General features: G+C 65.5%; 11 protein-coding genes. 10 read left to right on the forward strand and 1 reads right to left on the reverse strand.

The features are described from left to right. The first annotated feature begins 26 nt into the window (after nucleotides 1-26). From rlmN to VUG52_RS04800, 10 genes are all read left to right on the forward strand, one after another. Nucleotides 27-1,169 carry a 23S rRNA (adenine(2503)-C(2))-methyltransferase RlmN gene (gene rlmN / locus VUG52_RS04755; protein ID WP_050704361.1) on the forward strand — a complete coding sequence of 381 codons (1,143 nt, stop codon included), beginning with the start codon at nucleotides 27-29 and terminating at the stop codon, nucleotides 1,167-1,169. A gap of 14 nt (nucleotides 1,170-1,183) precedes the next feature. Next, a complete protein-coding gene (gene pilW / locus VUG52_RS04760) occupies nucleotides 1,184-1,945 on the forward strand; it encodes a type IV pilus biogenesis/stability protein PilW (protein WP_220689975.1) in 762 nt (253 codons plus the stop codon). Beyond that, nucleotides 1,942-3,006: a RodZ domain-containing protein gene (locus VUG52_RS04765; RefSeq protein ID WP_050704048.1), complete on the forward strand. Its 1,065-nt coding sequence runs from the start codon at nucleotides 1,942-1,944 to the stop codon at nucleotides 3,004-3,006. Before pilW ends, VUG52_RS04765 begins: the two co-directional genes overlap by 4 nt. A gap of 3 nt (nucleotides 3,007-3,009) precedes the next feature. Further along, a complete protein-coding gene (gene ispG / locus VUG52_RS04770) occupies nucleotides 3,010-4,119 on the forward strand; it encodes a flavodoxin-dependent (E)-4-hydroxy-3-methylbut-2-enyl-diphosphate synthase (protein ID WP_011532347.1) in 1,110 nt (369 codons plus the stop codon). 24 nt (nucleotides 4,120-4,143) lie between these two features. After that, nucleotides 4,144-5,433 carry a histidine--tRNA ligase gene (gene hisS, locus VUG52_RS04775; protein WP_050704049.1) on the forward strand — a complete coding sequence of 430 codons (1,290 nt, stop codon included), beginning with the start codon at nucleotides 4,144-4,146 and terminating at the stop codon, nucleotides 5,431-5,433. A gap of 38 nt (nucleotides 5,434-5,471) precedes the next feature. After that, the gene (locus VUG52_RS04780; RefSeq protein WP_050704050.1) at nucleotides 5,472-6,113 is read left to right on the forward strand and encodes a tetratricopeptide repeat protein; all 642 of its coding nucleotides are present in this window, start codon (nucleotides 5,472-5,474) and stop codon (nucleotides 6,111-6,113) included. Beyond that, nucleotides 6,088-7,257: an outer membrane protein assembly factor BamB gene (gene bamB, locus VUG52_RS04785; RefSeq protein ID WP_088852385.1), complete on the forward strand. Its 1,170-nt coding sequence runs from the start codon at nucleotides 6,088-6,090 to the stop codon at nucleotides 7,255-7,257. Before VUG52_RS04780 ends, bamB begins: the two co-directional genes overlap by 26 nt. Before the next feature lie 117 nt (nucleotides 7,258-7,374). After that, nucleotides 7,375-8,838: a ribosome biogenesis GTPase Der gene (der, locus tag VUG52_RS04790; protein ID WP_023630727.1), complete on the forward strand. Its 1,464-nt coding sequence runs from the start codon at nucleotides 7,375-7,377 to the stop codon at nucleotides 8,836-8,838. A 257-nt stretch (nucleotides 8,839-9,095) separates the two neighbouring features. Continuing rightward, on the forward strand, nucleotides 9,096-10,244 hold the full coding sequence (locus tag VUG52_RS04795; protein WP_050704051.1) for a pyridoxal phosphate-dependent aminotransferase: 1,149 nt from the start codon (nucleotides 9,096-9,098) through the stop codon (nucleotides 10,242-10,244). After that, nucleotides 10,232-11,023, forward strand: a complete 792-nt coding sequence (locus tag VUG52_RS04800; protein WP_050704052.1) for an amidohydrolase — start codon at nucleotides 10,232-10,234, stop codon at nucleotides 11,021-11,023. Before VUG52_RS04795 ends, VUG52_RS04800 begins: the two co-directional genes overlap by 13 nt. 71 nt (nucleotides 11,024-11,094) lie before the next feature. Here VUG52_RS04800 and VUG52_RS04805 read toward each other — a convergent pair whose 3' ends face one another. Then, nucleotides 11,095-13,650, reverse strand: a complete 2,556-nt coding sequence (locus VUG52_RS04805) for a sulfite reductase flavoprotein subunit alpha (protein WP_050704076.1) — start codon at nucleotides 13,648-13,650, stop codon at nucleotides 11,095-11,097. Nucleotides 13,651-13,738 lie beyond the last annotated feature (88 nt).

A 13,738-nucleotide genomic window follows, 5' to 3' on the forward strand; every position in this document is an offset into this window, starting at 1 on the left:
AAGCTTACGGGTGTGAGGGTGAATCCATGACGACATCGACTGGCAAGATCAACCTGCTGGGGCTGACCCTGGCGGAAATGGAACAGTTCTTCGACTCAATCGGGGAGAAGCGCTTCCGCGCCGGGCAGGTGATGAAATGGATTCACCATTTTGGCGTCGATGATTTCGCCGCCATGACCAATGTCGGCAAGGTCTTGCGCGAGAAGCTCGAGGCTGTTGCCGAGATTCGGGGCCCGGAAGTGGTCAGCGAAGACATTTCCGCCGACGGTACCCGCAAGTGGGTGGTCCGCGTTGCCTCCGGCAGCTGCGTCGAGACCGTCTACATCCCCACCGACGATCGCGGCACCCTGTGCGTGTCGTCGCAAGCCGGCTGTGCCCTGGACTGCAGCTTCTGCTCCACCGGCAAGCAAGGCTTCAACAGCAACCTCACCGCCGCCGAAGTGATCGGCCAGGTGTGGCTTGCCAACAAATCCTTCGGAACCGTTCCGGCCAAGATCGACCGCGCCATCACCAACGTGGTCATGATGGGCATGGGCGAACCCCTGCTGAATTTCGACAATGTCATCGCCGCCATGAAGATCATGATGGAAGATCTGGGCTATGGCATTTCCAAGCGTCGCGTCACCCTGTCCACCTCGGGCGTGGTGCCGATGATCGACGAGCTGGCCAAGCATATCGACGTGTCGCTGGCCCTGTCGTTGCACGCGCCGAACGACGAGCTGCGCAACAAGCTGGTGCCGATCAACAAGAAGTACCCGCTGAAGATGCTGCTGGAGTCGTGCATGGGCTACATGTCCACCCTCGGCGGCAAGCGCGTGCTGACCATCGAGTACACCCTGCTCAAGGACGTCAACGACCAGCCCGAGCACGCCGCGCAGATGATCGAACTGCTGCGTGATGTGCCGTGCAAGATCAACCTGATCCCGTTCAACCCGTTCCCGCACTCGGGCTACGAGCGACCGAGCAACAATGCCATCCGTCGCTTCCAGGACCTGCTGCACCACGGCGGCTTCAACGTGACCACGCGCACCACCCGCGGTGACGACATCGACGCCGCCTGCGGTCAGCTGGTAGGTCAGGTCAACGACCGTACCCGCCGCAGCGAGCGCTACATCGCCGTGCGCCAGCTGGCTGCCGACGAGCCGCAAGACAGCGCCGCGCGCCCCTGACGAGCACCTGCCCCATGAGCCTGCGCGCCGCGCTGTCGATCCTGACGCTTTCGCTGCTGGCCGGCTGCGTGTCCGGCGGCGCGGGCGACCCCCTGGCCAGCCGCCAGGGGCGTGAGGCGGCGGGGCGGGCCTACGTGCAGTTGGGGCTGGGGTATTTGCAACAAGGTTTAACTGAGCGCGCCAAGGCGCCGCTGGGCAAGGCCCTGGCCCTGGACGCCCGTGACGGCGAGGCTCATGCGGCACTGGCCCTGGTGTTCCAGGCCGAGGATGAGCCCGCACTGGCCGGCGAGCACTTCGCCAAGGCCTTGGCCATCCGCCCGGATGACACACGAATCCGCAACAATTACGGCAGTTTCCTATATGCTCAGGGCCGTTTCGACGAAGCCCGGGCGATGTTCCTCCAGGCTGCCGCCGATACCTTGTATCCTGAGCGTTCCCGCGTGTACGAGAACCTGGGGCTCACCGCCCTGAAGCTGGGGCAGGGTGAACAGGCGCGCGTCTACCTGGAAAAAGCCCTTCGGCTCAATCAGCGGCAACCGAAGGCATTGCTCGAAATGGCTGAGTTGTCCTACGAAAACAGGCATTATGTGCCGGCCCGGGATTACTACGATCGATTCAGCCAGCTGAGCGACCAGGATGCCCGCAGCCTGCTGCTGGGCCATCGCCTGGCAATCGCCCTCGACGAACAGGGCACCGCGACCCGTTTGGGCCAGCAATTACAACGACTTTATCCCGGTACGCCGGAATATCAGCAATACCTGTCGGAGCAACGATGAAAGCCGCGCACACTGAAGTAGCAGCAGCGACTCGCCAGAACCCCGGTGATGTCTTGCGCCAGGCCCGCGAAAAACGCGAATGGAGCCAGGCCGAGGTCGCTCGCAAGCTCAACCTCACGGTATCTTCGCTGAACAACCTGGAAAACGGCGCCTTCGACAAGCTGCCCGGGCACACCTTCGCCCGTGGCTACATCCGTGCCTACGCCAAGCTGATGGACATGGACCAGGCGCCCCTGGTCGAGGCCTTCGACCAGATCACCGGTACTCACGCCCAGGGCAGCGAAGTGCACGCCCTTGGCCGCATCGAAGAACCGGTGCGCCTGTCGCACAATATCCTGCGGGTGGTCAGCCTGTTGCTGCTGGTCGCGGTGGTCGGCGGTGGCTTCTTCTGGTGGCAGGACCAGAGCAGCCTGCGTGGCAAGGACCTGGCCAAGATCGCCCTGGAGCACGTCGAGGTCGAGAGTGCCGACGGCACCACCCAGATTCATCCGCTGGACGAGCCGGAAGACCAGGCCGTGAGCGAAGGCCAGCAGCCCGAGAGCCAGGCCCTGCCACTGGAGCCGAACGCTACCGAGCAGGCGCCGGTCGCCGAGACCCAGGCGCCAGTTGCGGCTGTGGCACCCGCCGCGCCAGCCACCAGCACCGCGCCGGCACCGGCCGCCGCCGCACCTGTGGCACCGGCTGTCGCGCCAACCGCCCCTGCCGTGGTCACGCCCGCCGCGCCTGTTGCCGCAGCGCCAGCCGCGCCAGTCGCGCCGGTCGCGTCGACCGCGCCGGTCGCAGCGCCTGCGCCCGCTGACGCCGCACCGGCCCCGGCCGGCAGCGCCAAGGTCCATATCCAATTCACCGCCGATTGCTGGACCCAGGTCACCGACGGCAACGGCAAGGTGCTGTTCAGCGCCATCAAGCGCAAGGGCGACAACCTGGAACTGACCGGCAAGCCACCGTTCGCGGTGCGCCTGGGCTTCGCCCGCGGCGCCCAGGTGAGCTACAACGGCCAGGCGGTCGATGTCGCCCCGTTCACCAGTGGCGAAACCGCTCGCCTGAAGTTGGGACAGTAAGTCATGCACGGCGAATCTCCGATCAAACGTCGCGAATCCCGCAAAATCTGGGTCGGCAATGTGCCGGTGGGTGGTGATGCGCCCATCGCGGTGCAGAGCATGACCAACACCGACACCAACGATGTCGCCGCCACCGTGGCGCAGATACAGCGCCTGGTCGATGCCGGCGTGGACATCGTGCGGGTCTCGGTGCCGGACATGGACGCCGCCGAGGCGTTCGGCAAGATCAAGAAGCTGGTCAGCGTGCCGCTGGTCGCCGACATCCACTTCGACTACAAGATCGCCCTGCGCGTGGCTGAGCTGGGCGTCGACTGCCTGCGCATCAACCCGGGCAACATCGGTCGTGAAGACCGTGTGCGCGCCGTGGTCGACGCGGCCCGCGACCGTGGCATCCCGATCCGCATCGGTGTCAACGCCGGTTCCCTGGAAAAGGACCTGCAGAAGAAGTACGGCGAGCCCACCCCGGCGGCGCTGGTCGAGTCGGCGCTGCGCCATGTCGAGCACCTCGATCGCCTGGACTTCCAGGACTTCAAGGTCAGCGTCAAGGCCTCCGACGTGTTCATGGCCGTCGAGGCCTACCGCCTGCTGGCCAAGCAGATCATCCAGCCGCTGCACCTCGGGATCACCGAAGCCGGCGGCCTGCGCTCGGGGACGGTGAAATCCGCCGTCGGCCTAGGTATGCTGCTGGCCGAAGGCATCGGTGACACCATCCGCATCTCCCTGGCCGCCGATCCGGTCGAGGAAGTGAAGGTCGGCTACGACATCCTCAAGTCGCTGCACCTGCGTTCGCGTGGCATCAACTTCATCGCCTGCCCGAGCTGCTCGCGGCAGAACTTCGATGTGGTCAAGACCATGAACGAACTGGAAGGGCGCCTGGAAGACCTGCTGGTACCGCTGGACGTGGCGGTGATCGGTTGCGTGGTCAACGGCCCGGGCGAGGCCAAGGAGTCGCACGTGGGCCTGACCGGCGGCACGCCGAACCTGGTCTACATCGATGGCAAGCCATCGCAGAAACTGAACAACGACAACCTGGTCGACGAGCTGGAAAAGCTCATCCGCCAGAAAGCGGCCGAGAAGGCCGAGGCCGACGCGGCGCTGATCGCCCGCGGCTGAGAAACAGATTCGTAAGGACTACTCGTGAGCAAATCGCTGCAAGCCATTCGTGGCATGAACGACATCCTGCCCGACCAGTCGCCGCTGTGGCGCTATTTCGAGGGCACCGTGGCTGGCTTGCTGGACAGCTACGGCTACAGCCAGATCCGCACGCCGATCGTCGAGTTCACCGAGCTGTTCAAGCGCTCGATCGGTGAAGTCACCGATATCGTCGAGAAGGAGATGTACACCTTCGAGGACCGCAACGGCGACTCGCTCACCCTGCGCCCCGAAGGCACCGCGGCCTGCGTGCGTGCCGTGCTCGAGCACGGCATCACCGGCAATGGCCAGGTGCAAAAGCTCTGGTACATCGGCCAGATGTTCCGTCACGAGCGTCCGCAGAAGGGCCGCTACCGCCAGTTCCACCAGATCGGCGTTGAGGTGTTCAACCTCGATGGTCCGGACGTCGACGCCGAACTGATCATGCTGACCTGGCGCCTGTGGGGCCTGCTGGGCATCCAGGACGCGGTCGAGCTGCAGCTCAACAGCCTGGGCACCAGCGAAGCCCGCGCCCGCTATCGCGACGCGCTGGTCGAGTTCCTCTCGGCTCGCCTCGAGCAACTGGACGAGGACAGCCAGCGCCGCCTGAAAAGCAACCCGCTGCGCATTCTCGACAGCAAGGATGCGAACACCCAGGCGGTGCTGGTCGGCGCGCCGAAGCTGGAAGACTACCTGGACGAAGAATCCCGTGTGCACTTCGAGGGCCTGAAGGCCCGCCTCGACGCCGCCGGCATTCCGTTCGTGATCAATACCAAGCTGGTGCGCGGCCTGGACTACTACAGCAAGACCGTGTTCGAGTGGGTCACCGACAAGCTCGGCGCCCAGGGCACCGTCTGCGCCGGTGGCCGCTATGACGGCCTGGTCGAGCAGATGGGCGGCAAGCCGACCCCGGGCGTGGGTTTCGCCATGGGCATCGAGCGCCTGATCCTGCTGCTGGAGACCCTGGGCAAGGTGCCCGAGTCGATCAGCCGCACCATCGACGTCTACCTGTGCGCCTTCGGCGAGCCGGCAGAACTGGCCGGCCTGCGCCTGAGCGAAAGCCTCCGCGATCGCCTGCCGGGTCTGCGTCTGGCAGTCAATGCCGGTGGCGGCAACTTCAAGAATCAGTTCAAGAAAGCCGACAAGAGCGGCGCGCTGTTCGCGCTGATTCTGGGCGACGACGAGCTCGAGAAGCAGCAGATCGGCCTGAAGCCCCTGCGTGGCCAGGGAGAACAACAGAACATTGCCTGGGATGCGCTTGCCGCGCACCTGGAAACCGCGATCACTCAGGCGTGACGCGGTCTGACAACGAATAGGCGAATAGGAGTATTGGGGTGTCGAGTACCGATGATGAGAGCCTGGCAGCAGCCAAGGACTGGTGGAACCGCAACGGCAAGCCGCTGCTGACCGGCGCCCTGCTGGCCGGCGTGGTGGTGTTGGGCTGGCAGACCTGGCACAAGTACCAGGCCAACCAGTCCCAGGGCGCCTCGGTGCTGTACCAGGCGCTGCTGGAAACCTCGTTGACGCCTGACGGCAAGCCCGATGCGAGCAAGGTCGCCGAGCTGTCCGGCAAGCTCAAGAGCGAGTTCGGCGGCACCGCCTACGCCCAGTACGGCAGCCTGTTCGTGGCCAAGGTCGCGGTCGAGAGCGGCAAGCTGGACGACGCGGCCAGCGAGCTGAAGAGCGTGCTGGACAAGCCGGCCGACGCCACCCTCGGCGAGATCTCGCGCCAGCGCCTGGCCCGCGTGCTTGCGGCACAGGACAAGGCCGAGGACGCGCTCAAGCTGCTCGAGGGCGACACCGACAAGGCCTTCCTGGCCAGCCGCGAAGAGCTCAAGGGCGACCTGCTGGTACAGCTGGGCCGCGCCGACGACGCGCACAGCGCCTACGAAAAAGCCAAGGCCGCGCTGTCCGACGACGCCGCGATCGGTGGCCTGCAACTGAAGCTGGATGACCTGGCCAAAGGGGACGCCTGAAGTGAAGGGTTGGAAACAAGCAGCAGTGCTCACCCTCGCCGTACTGGCGGCGGGTTGCAGCAGCAACAGCAAGAAGGAACTGCCCCCGGCCGAGCTGACCAAGTTCACCGAGGAAGTGGTGCTGAAGAAGCAGTGGAGCCGTTCGATCGGTGACGGCCAGGGCGAGACCTACAACACCCTGGTGCCGGCCATCGAGAACGACCGTATCTACGCCTCCGACGTCAACGGCGAGGTCTTCGCGCTGAACCGCATCACCGGCGACGTGGTGTGGAAGAAGGACCTCGAGCTGCCGGTATCCGGCGCCGTGGGCGTGGGCTACGGCCTGGTCATGCTGGGTACCCTCAAGGGCGAGGTCATTGCCCTGGATTCCAGCACCGGCGAGGAGCGCTGGCGCTCGCGCGTCAGCAGCGAAGTGCTGGCGCCGCCCGCCAACAACGGTGACGTGGTGGTGGTGCAGACCCAGGACGACCGTCTGGTCGGCTTCGACGCCGCCACCGGCGACCGCCGCTGGATCTACGAGAACAGCCCGGCCGTGCTGACCCTGCGTGGCACCGGCGCGCCGGTGGTGACCAACCGCCTGGCCGTGGCCGGCCTGTCCACCGGCAAGGTGGTGGCGGTCGATATCAGCAACGGCGTGCCGGTGTGGGAGAGCCGCGTGGCGATTCCGCAGGGCCGTTCCGAGCTGGACCGTGTGGTGGACATCGACGGCGGCCTGCTGCTGTCCGGTGGCACCCTCTACGTCAGCACCTACCAGGGCCGCGTCGCCGGCCTGGACCTGGAAAGCGGCCGCGTGCTGTGGCAGCGCGATGCTTCCAGCTATGTGGGTGTCGCCCAGGGCTTCGGCAACGTCTACGTGAGCGAAGCGTCGGGTACCGTGCAGAGCGTCGACGAGCGTTCTTCCAGCTCGCTGTGGAGCAACGACTCGATGGCTCGCCGTCAGCTGTCGGCGCCGGAAGTGTTCTCCAGCTATGTGGCGGTGGGCGACTTCGAGGGTTACCTGCACCTGCTCAGCCAGGTCGATGGCCGCTTCGTCGGCCGTGAGCGTATCGACAGCGATGGCCTGCGCGCCCGACCCCTGGTGGTCGGCGACACCATCTACGTCTTCGGCAACAGCGGCAAGCTCGAGGCACTGACCATCCGCTGAAGCTATGCTTGAGCTCGCTCGCGGGCTCAGGCCGCGGCGCATGACGCGCCGCCCGAACTCCGGCCGCTGCCTTGCAGCGGCCTTTGCATTTTCAAGAATTCAAGAGTGGAGAGCCGCATGGTTCCCGTAATCGCCCTGGTGGGCCGGCCGAACGTCGGTAAATCCACCATGTTCAACCGCCTGACCAAGACCCGCGACGCCATCGTCGGCGACCTGTCGGGCCTGACCCGTGACCGCCAGTACGGCGATGCCAGCTGGCAGGGTCGCTCCTACATCCTGATCGACACTGGCGGTATCACCGGTGACGAAGTGGGCATGGACGAGAAGATGGCCGAGCAGTCGCTGATGGCCATCGAGGAAGCCGACTACGTGCTGTTCCTGGTCGATGCCCGTGCCGGCATGACCGCCGCCGACCAGATGATCGCCGATCACCTGCGCAAGCGGAACAAGGAAGCGATCCTGGTCGCCAACAAGATCGACAACATCGATCCCGATATCGCCCGCGCCGAGTTCTCGCCGCTGGGCATGGGCAACGCCATTCCGGTGGCGGGCTCCCAGGGCCGCGGTATCAACGCCCTGATGGAATCGCTGCTCGGCCATATTCCCCGTGATCCCGAGGAAGAAGCCCTCGACGAAGATGTCGCCGAAGGCGAGGAAGCCACGCGCATCCCCGGCCCGAGCGAAAAGGACGGCATCAAGATCGCCATCATCGGCCGCCCCAACGTGGGCAAGTCGACCCTGGTCAACCGCATGCTCGGCGAAGAGCGCGTGGTGGTGTACGACCAGCCGGGCACTACCCGTGACAGTATCTACATTCCGTTCGAGCGTGATGGCGAGAAGTACACCTTCATCGACACCGCCGGCGTGCGCAAGCGCGGCAAGATCCACGAGGAAGTCGAGAAGTTCTCGGTGGTGAAGACCCTGCAGGCGATCAAGGACGCCAACGTGGTGATCTTCGTCATGGACGCCCGCGAAGGCGTGGTCGACCACGACCTCAACCTGCTGGGCTTCGCCCTGGACGCCGGCCGCGCCGTGGTCATCGCCCTGAACAAGTGGGACGGCATGGAGCCGGGCGAGCGCGACTACGTGAAGACCGAGCTGGAACGCCGGCTGTTCTTCGTCGACTTCGCCGACATCCACTTCATCTCGGCGCTGCACGGCACCGGCGTGGGCCACCTGTACAAGTCGGTGCAGGCCGCGTTCAAGTCGGCGGTCACTCGCTGGCCGACCAGCCGCCTGACGCAGATCCTCGAAGACGCCATCAGCGTGCACCAGCCGCCGCTGGTCAACGGTCGCCGCATCAAGCTGCGCTATGCCCACCTCGGTGGCGCCAACCCGCCGCTGATCGTGATCCACGGCAACCAGACCGACAAGATCCCCAACTCCTACTCGCGTTACCTGGAGAACACCTACCGCCGGGTGCTCAAACTGGTCGGCACGCCGATCCGCATCGAGTACAAGGGCGGTGACAACCCGTTCGAGGGCAAGAAAAACACCCTCACCGATCGCCAGGTCAACAAGAAGCGCCGCCTGATGTCGCACCACAAGAAGGCTGAGAAGAAGCGTCGCGACAAGCGTTAGTAACAGCGCTTGCAGAAGTCTCGTTGGGAAGGGCCTCGTGGGAGCGGGCTTGCCCCGCGATGAGATTGTTCAGGTCAATTGATTGCCTGATCTGACCTCATCGCGGGGCAAGCCCGCTCCCACGCTTCATTCTGCTGTTGGGTTGCAACGGTTGACCCACCGCAATCCCCCTATTGTTTCAACCTTTTTCCTGACTGCTTGATCCGCTATGCTCGGACCCAACCCCGTGCCGGACAAACCCCAGGAAAGAGGGCTCCATGATCCGCAGCAAACTGCCGAACGTCGGCACGACCATCTTCACCACCATGTCGCAACTGGCCATGCAGACCGGTGCGCTCAACCTCTCCCAGGGCTTCCCTGACTTCAACGGTCCCCAGGCCTTGCTCGATGCCGTCGGTCGCCATGTGGCCGCCGGGCATAACCAGTATTCGCCCATGACCGGCCTGCCGGCACTGCGCCAGCAGGTGGCGGCGAAGATCGCCCGCTTGTACGGCGCGAACGTCGATGCCGACCAGGAAGTGACCATCACCCCCGGTGCCACCGAGGCGATCTTCTGCGCCATCCAGGCGGTGATCCATGCCGGCGACGAGGTGATCGTCTTCGACCCCAGCTACGATAGCTACGAGCCCTCCGTGGAACTGGCCGGCGGGCGCTGCGTGCATGTGCCGCTCAGCGGCGGCAATTTCAACATCGACTGGCAAAAGTTAAGCGACGCGCTCAGCCCACGCACGCGCATGGTCATCCTCAACTCGCCGCACAATCCCAGCGGCGCGCTGATCAGCCGTGACGACCTGGACCAGCTGGCCAGGCTGATCGGTGACCGCGATATCTACCTGGTCAGCGACGAGGTCTACGAACACCTGATCTACGACGGTGTGCGCCATGCCAGCGTGCTGGCACACCCGCAGCTCTATTCGCGGGCGTTCGTCGTCAGCTCGTTCGGCAAGACCTACCACGTCACCGGCTGGAAGACCGGCTACGTGGTCGCCCCGCCGGCCCTCAGCGCGGAACTGCGCAAGGTGCACCAGTACGTCAATTTCTGTGGCGTGACGCCCTTGCAGTGCGCGCTGGCCGACTTCATGGCCGAGCACCCCGAGCATATCGACGAGCTACCGGCCTTCTACCAGGCCAAGCGCGACCTGTTCTGCGACCTGCTGCAGGCCTCGCGTTTCACCTTCACCCGCACGCCGGGCACCTATTTCCAACTGGTGGACTATTCGCAGATCCGGCCCGACCTGAACGATGTCGACATGGCCTTGTGGCTGACCCGTGAGCATGGCGTGGCCAGCATCCCGGTGTCGGTGTTCTACCAGCAACCCATCCCCGAGCAACGCCTGGTGCGCCTGTGCTTTGCCAAACGCGAGGAGACGCTGCGCCAGGCAGCGGAGAAACTATGCGCGATCTGAGCCAACTGCCGAACCTGAAAATCGCCCTGGTGCAGACCACCCTGGCCTGGCACGACCGCGAGGCCAATTACGCGCATTTCGAGGAGCTGATCGGCCAGGCCGGCGAGGTGGACCTGGTGGTCCTGCCGGAAATGTTCACCACCGGTTTCTCGATGGAGTCCGAAAGCCTGGCGGAGCCTGAAAACGGCCCGACCTACAAGTGGCTCAAGGCCCAGGCGAAGAAAGCCAACGCGGTGATCACCGGCAGCGTGATCATCCAGGCCGCCGACGGCAGCCACCGCAACCGCCTGCTGTGGGCGCGGCCCGACGGTGAGATCCTGCACTACGACAAGCGTCACCTGTTCCGCATGGCCGGCGAGCACAAGCACTACACCCCGGGCGAGCGCCAGGTGCAGTTCGAGCTCAAGGGTTGGCGGATCCGCCCGCTGATCTGCTACGACCTGCGCTTCCCGGTGTGGAGCCGCGATGCCCAGGACACCGACCTGCTGCTGTACACCGCCAACTGGCCGGCGGCGCGGCGCCTGCACTGGAACCGCCTGCTGCCGGCGCGGGGCATCGAGAACCTGTGCTTCGTCGCGGCGGTGAACCGGGTGGGCACCGATGGCAAGGGCTTCGCCTATTCCGGTGACAGCCAGGTGCTGGACTTCCAGGGCGAGAGCCTGCTGAGCGCGGGCGAGGCCGACGGGGTGTTCACCGTGGTGCTGCGGGCGGCGGAGCTGGCGGCGTACCGGGCGCGGTTCCCGGCGAACCTGGATGCCGATACCTTCGATCTGCATTGAGGGCCAATCGCGGGGCAAGCCCGCTCCCACGGTATCGTGGGAGAGGGCTTGCCCCGCGATGCTTTCAGGCTTCAGTACACATCTCGCCGGTACCGCCCATCCTCGATCAGTTGCTGCACTGCCGCTTCACCCAGCATTCCCTGCAACGCCGCATCCACCCCGGCCGCCATGCCGTGCAGGCTGCCGCAGACATACACGCAAGCGCCATCCTCGACCCAGCGCTTGAACTCGGCGGCCTGCTGCAACAGCACGTCCTGCACATAGATCTTTTCCGCCTGGTCCCGCGAAAACGCCAGGTCCAGCCGTTGCAGATCGCCGCTTTCCACCCAGCCCCGCAGCTCTTTGCCACACAGCAGGTCGTGTGCACGGTTGCGTTCACCGAACAGTAGCCAGTTGCGTTGTTCGCCCTCGGCAATACGGGCCTTGAGCAGGCTGCGCAGACCGGCCAGTCCGGTACCATTGCCGATCAGCACCATGGGCGCCGACTCGGCGGGCAGGTGGAAACCGCTGTTGCGACGCAGGCGTGCGCTGACGCTGCCTTCCAGCGGCAGGTATTCGGTCAGCCAGCCGGAACCCAGGCCCAGGTTGCCATCGGCGTGGCGTTCCTGGCGCACGATCAGCTCCAGCACGCCATCGCTGGCGATGGAGGCAATCGAGTATTCACGTGCAGTCAGCGGGATCAGGGCATCGACCAGTGCCTGGGCATGCAGGCCGATCAGGTGTTCGCGGCTGACCGGCAACTGGCGGCTGGCCAGGCCCTGCGCCAAGGTTTCCTGCAGGCCGTCGAGCTGCACCGGGCTGCGTGGATTGAGGCCCAGGCCGGCCAGGAAGGCATCGACGCGGGGCAGGCCGTTGCGCGGCAGGATCTCGATCAGGTCACCGGCTTCCCAGGTCACGGGCGCTTCTGCCTGCAGGCCCAGCAGGTACACCGGCGCCCCCTGGCTGCCGGGGTTGATCCGTTCGCGGCGCGACAGGCGCCAGTTGCCGAAGCTTGGCGGCTGCCAGGCGGCAACCGGGCGGGCGCCGGTCAGTTGCGTCAGTTCCTGTTGCCACAGTTGCAGGGCGACAGGGTCGGCGTTGTCCACCTCCACCGGGCTGAAGGCGCAACTGGCGCCACGTTCGCCGAGCCAGGCCTGGAGCCGGCGGGCGAAGCCGCAGAAGTGCGGGTACTGGCGGTCGCCCAGGGCCAGCAAGGCATAGTCCAGGTGATCCAGTGGCCAGGCTTGGCCTAGTACCTTGCGCTCGAAGCCACGGGCGCTGTCCGGGGCCTCGCCGTCGCCGAAGGTGCTGACCACGAACAGCGCGCGGTTGGCCTGGCGCAATTCGGTCTCGCCCAGTTCGGCCAGCGGGCGTACCTGCACCGGCAAGCCGGCGGCTTGCAGTTGGCCGGCGCTCTGCCAGGCGAGCTGTTCGGCGAAGCCGCTCTGGCTGGCGAAACCGATCAGCCAGCGGTCGCCGTCATTCGACTGCGGGGCCATCGCACCACGGGCGGCGCGAACCTGGCGCTTCTTGCGTCGACGGTCGAGGTACAGCAGCCAGCCGGTGACGAAGAACAGCGGCATGGTCAGACTGGCGAGGGTGACGATGATCCGCCCCGGCAGGCCGAAGTAGCTGCCCACGTGCAGGGCGTAGACGCTCTGCAGCAACTGGGCCTTGAACGACTTGTCGGTGTAGCGCTCGTGACGCTTGACCTGGCCGGTGGCCGGGTCGAGGGTGAGGGTGTTGAGGGCGCGCTCATGGTCGGCGCCCTGCAGCAGGTAGAACAGGGTCGCCGGTTGCCCGCCGGCCGGTGGCAGGCGCAGGTTGTAGGTGGACAGGTCGGGGCCTGCGGCGGCCTTGAGGTTGGTCCAGATGGCATCGTAATCGACAACAAGAGGCGGGGCGTTCTTGTCCACCTTGGGCGGGCCATGGCGACCACTGCGGCCTTCGCCACGCTTCTGCTCGCCGGCTGCGGGCTGGTCGGCCAGCAGGCGATTGAGGCCTTCGCGGTACCACTCGTAGGACCAGAACAGCCCGGTCAGGGCGAACAGCAGGTAGAACAGCAGGCACCATGTGCCGAACACCGCGTGCAGGTCCCAGTTGAAGGCGCGGCCTTTCTTCGCCCAGTCCAGCGTCAGCCAGGTCCGCCAGTTCAGTGCCTTGCGCGGCCAGCGCAGGTACAGCCCGGACAGGCAGAAGAAGATCAGCATCAGGGTGCAGGCACCGGTGATCTGCCGGCCTGTGTCACCCATGGCCAGGAACCGGTGCAGGTTGAGCATGAGGTTGAAGAAGCCCAGGCCGGCCACGTCACCCTTGAGTTCTCCGGTGTACGGGTCGGCGTAGCGCAGCGCGCCACGGCGCTCGCCGGGGGCGGGGGTGAAGAAGATCCGCGCGGCATTGCCCTCGCGGGTATCGACCCAGAGCATGGAGACCTTGTCGCCTTGCGCGGCCTCGACCCGGCGGACCAGCTCGGCCGGTGGCAGCACACCTTCCTGGCGGATCTCGACCTTGAGCACCTCGGCGTTGAACGCGCGCAGCAGTTCTTCCTGGAACGACCAGATCGCGCCGGTCACGCCCATCAGCGCCAGCACCAGGCCGGCGGTGATGCCAAAGAACCAGTGCAATTGGAACAGCGTCTTCTTCACCACATCGATCACCTTGTATTGCCGCCAGGAACTGCGCGGCGTGCATTATGCCTTGATACGCAAAAGCCCCGTTCACGGGAATGAACGGGGC

It is taken from the genome of Pseudomonas sp. LH21 (assembly GCF_036549575.1).
Classification (GTDB): Bacteria; Pseudomonadota; Gammaproteobacteria; order Pseudomonadales; family Pseudomonadaceae; genus Aquipseudomonas; species Aquipseudomonas peradeniyensis.

Bases quoted from the DNA above. Each gene is read 5' to 3' on its own strand.
- rlmN (WP_050704361.1), top strand. From the start codon at position 27: ATGACGACATCGACTGGCAAGATCAACCTGCTGGGGCTGACCCTGGCG.
- ispG (WP_011532347.1), top strand. From the start codon at position 3,010: ATGCACGGCGAATCTCCGATCAAACGTCGCGAATCCCGCAAAATCTGG.
- VUG52_RS04795 (WP_050704051.1), top strand. From the start codon at position 9,096: ATGATCCGCAGCAAACTGCCGAACGTCGGCACGACCATCTTCACCACC.
- pilW (WP_220689975.1), top strand. From the start codon at position 1,184: ATGAGCCTGCGCGCCGCGCTGTCGATCCTGACGCTTTCGCTGCTGGCC.
- der (WP_023630727.1), top strand. From the start codon at position 7,375: ATGGTTCCCGTAATCGCCCTGGTGGGCCGGCCGAACGTCGGTAAATCC.
- bamB (WP_088852385.1), top strand. From the start codon at position 6,088: ATGACCTGGCCAAAGGGGACGCCTGAAGTGAAGGGTTGGAAACAAGCA.
- VUG52_RS04765 (WP_050704048.1), top strand. From the start codon at position 1,942: ATGAAAGCCGCGCACACTGAAGTAGCAGCAGCGACTCGCCAGAACCCC.
- VUG52_RS04800 (WP_050704052.1), top strand. From the start codon at position 10,232: ATGCGCGATCTGAGCCAACTGCCGAACCTGAAAATCGCCCTGGTGCAG.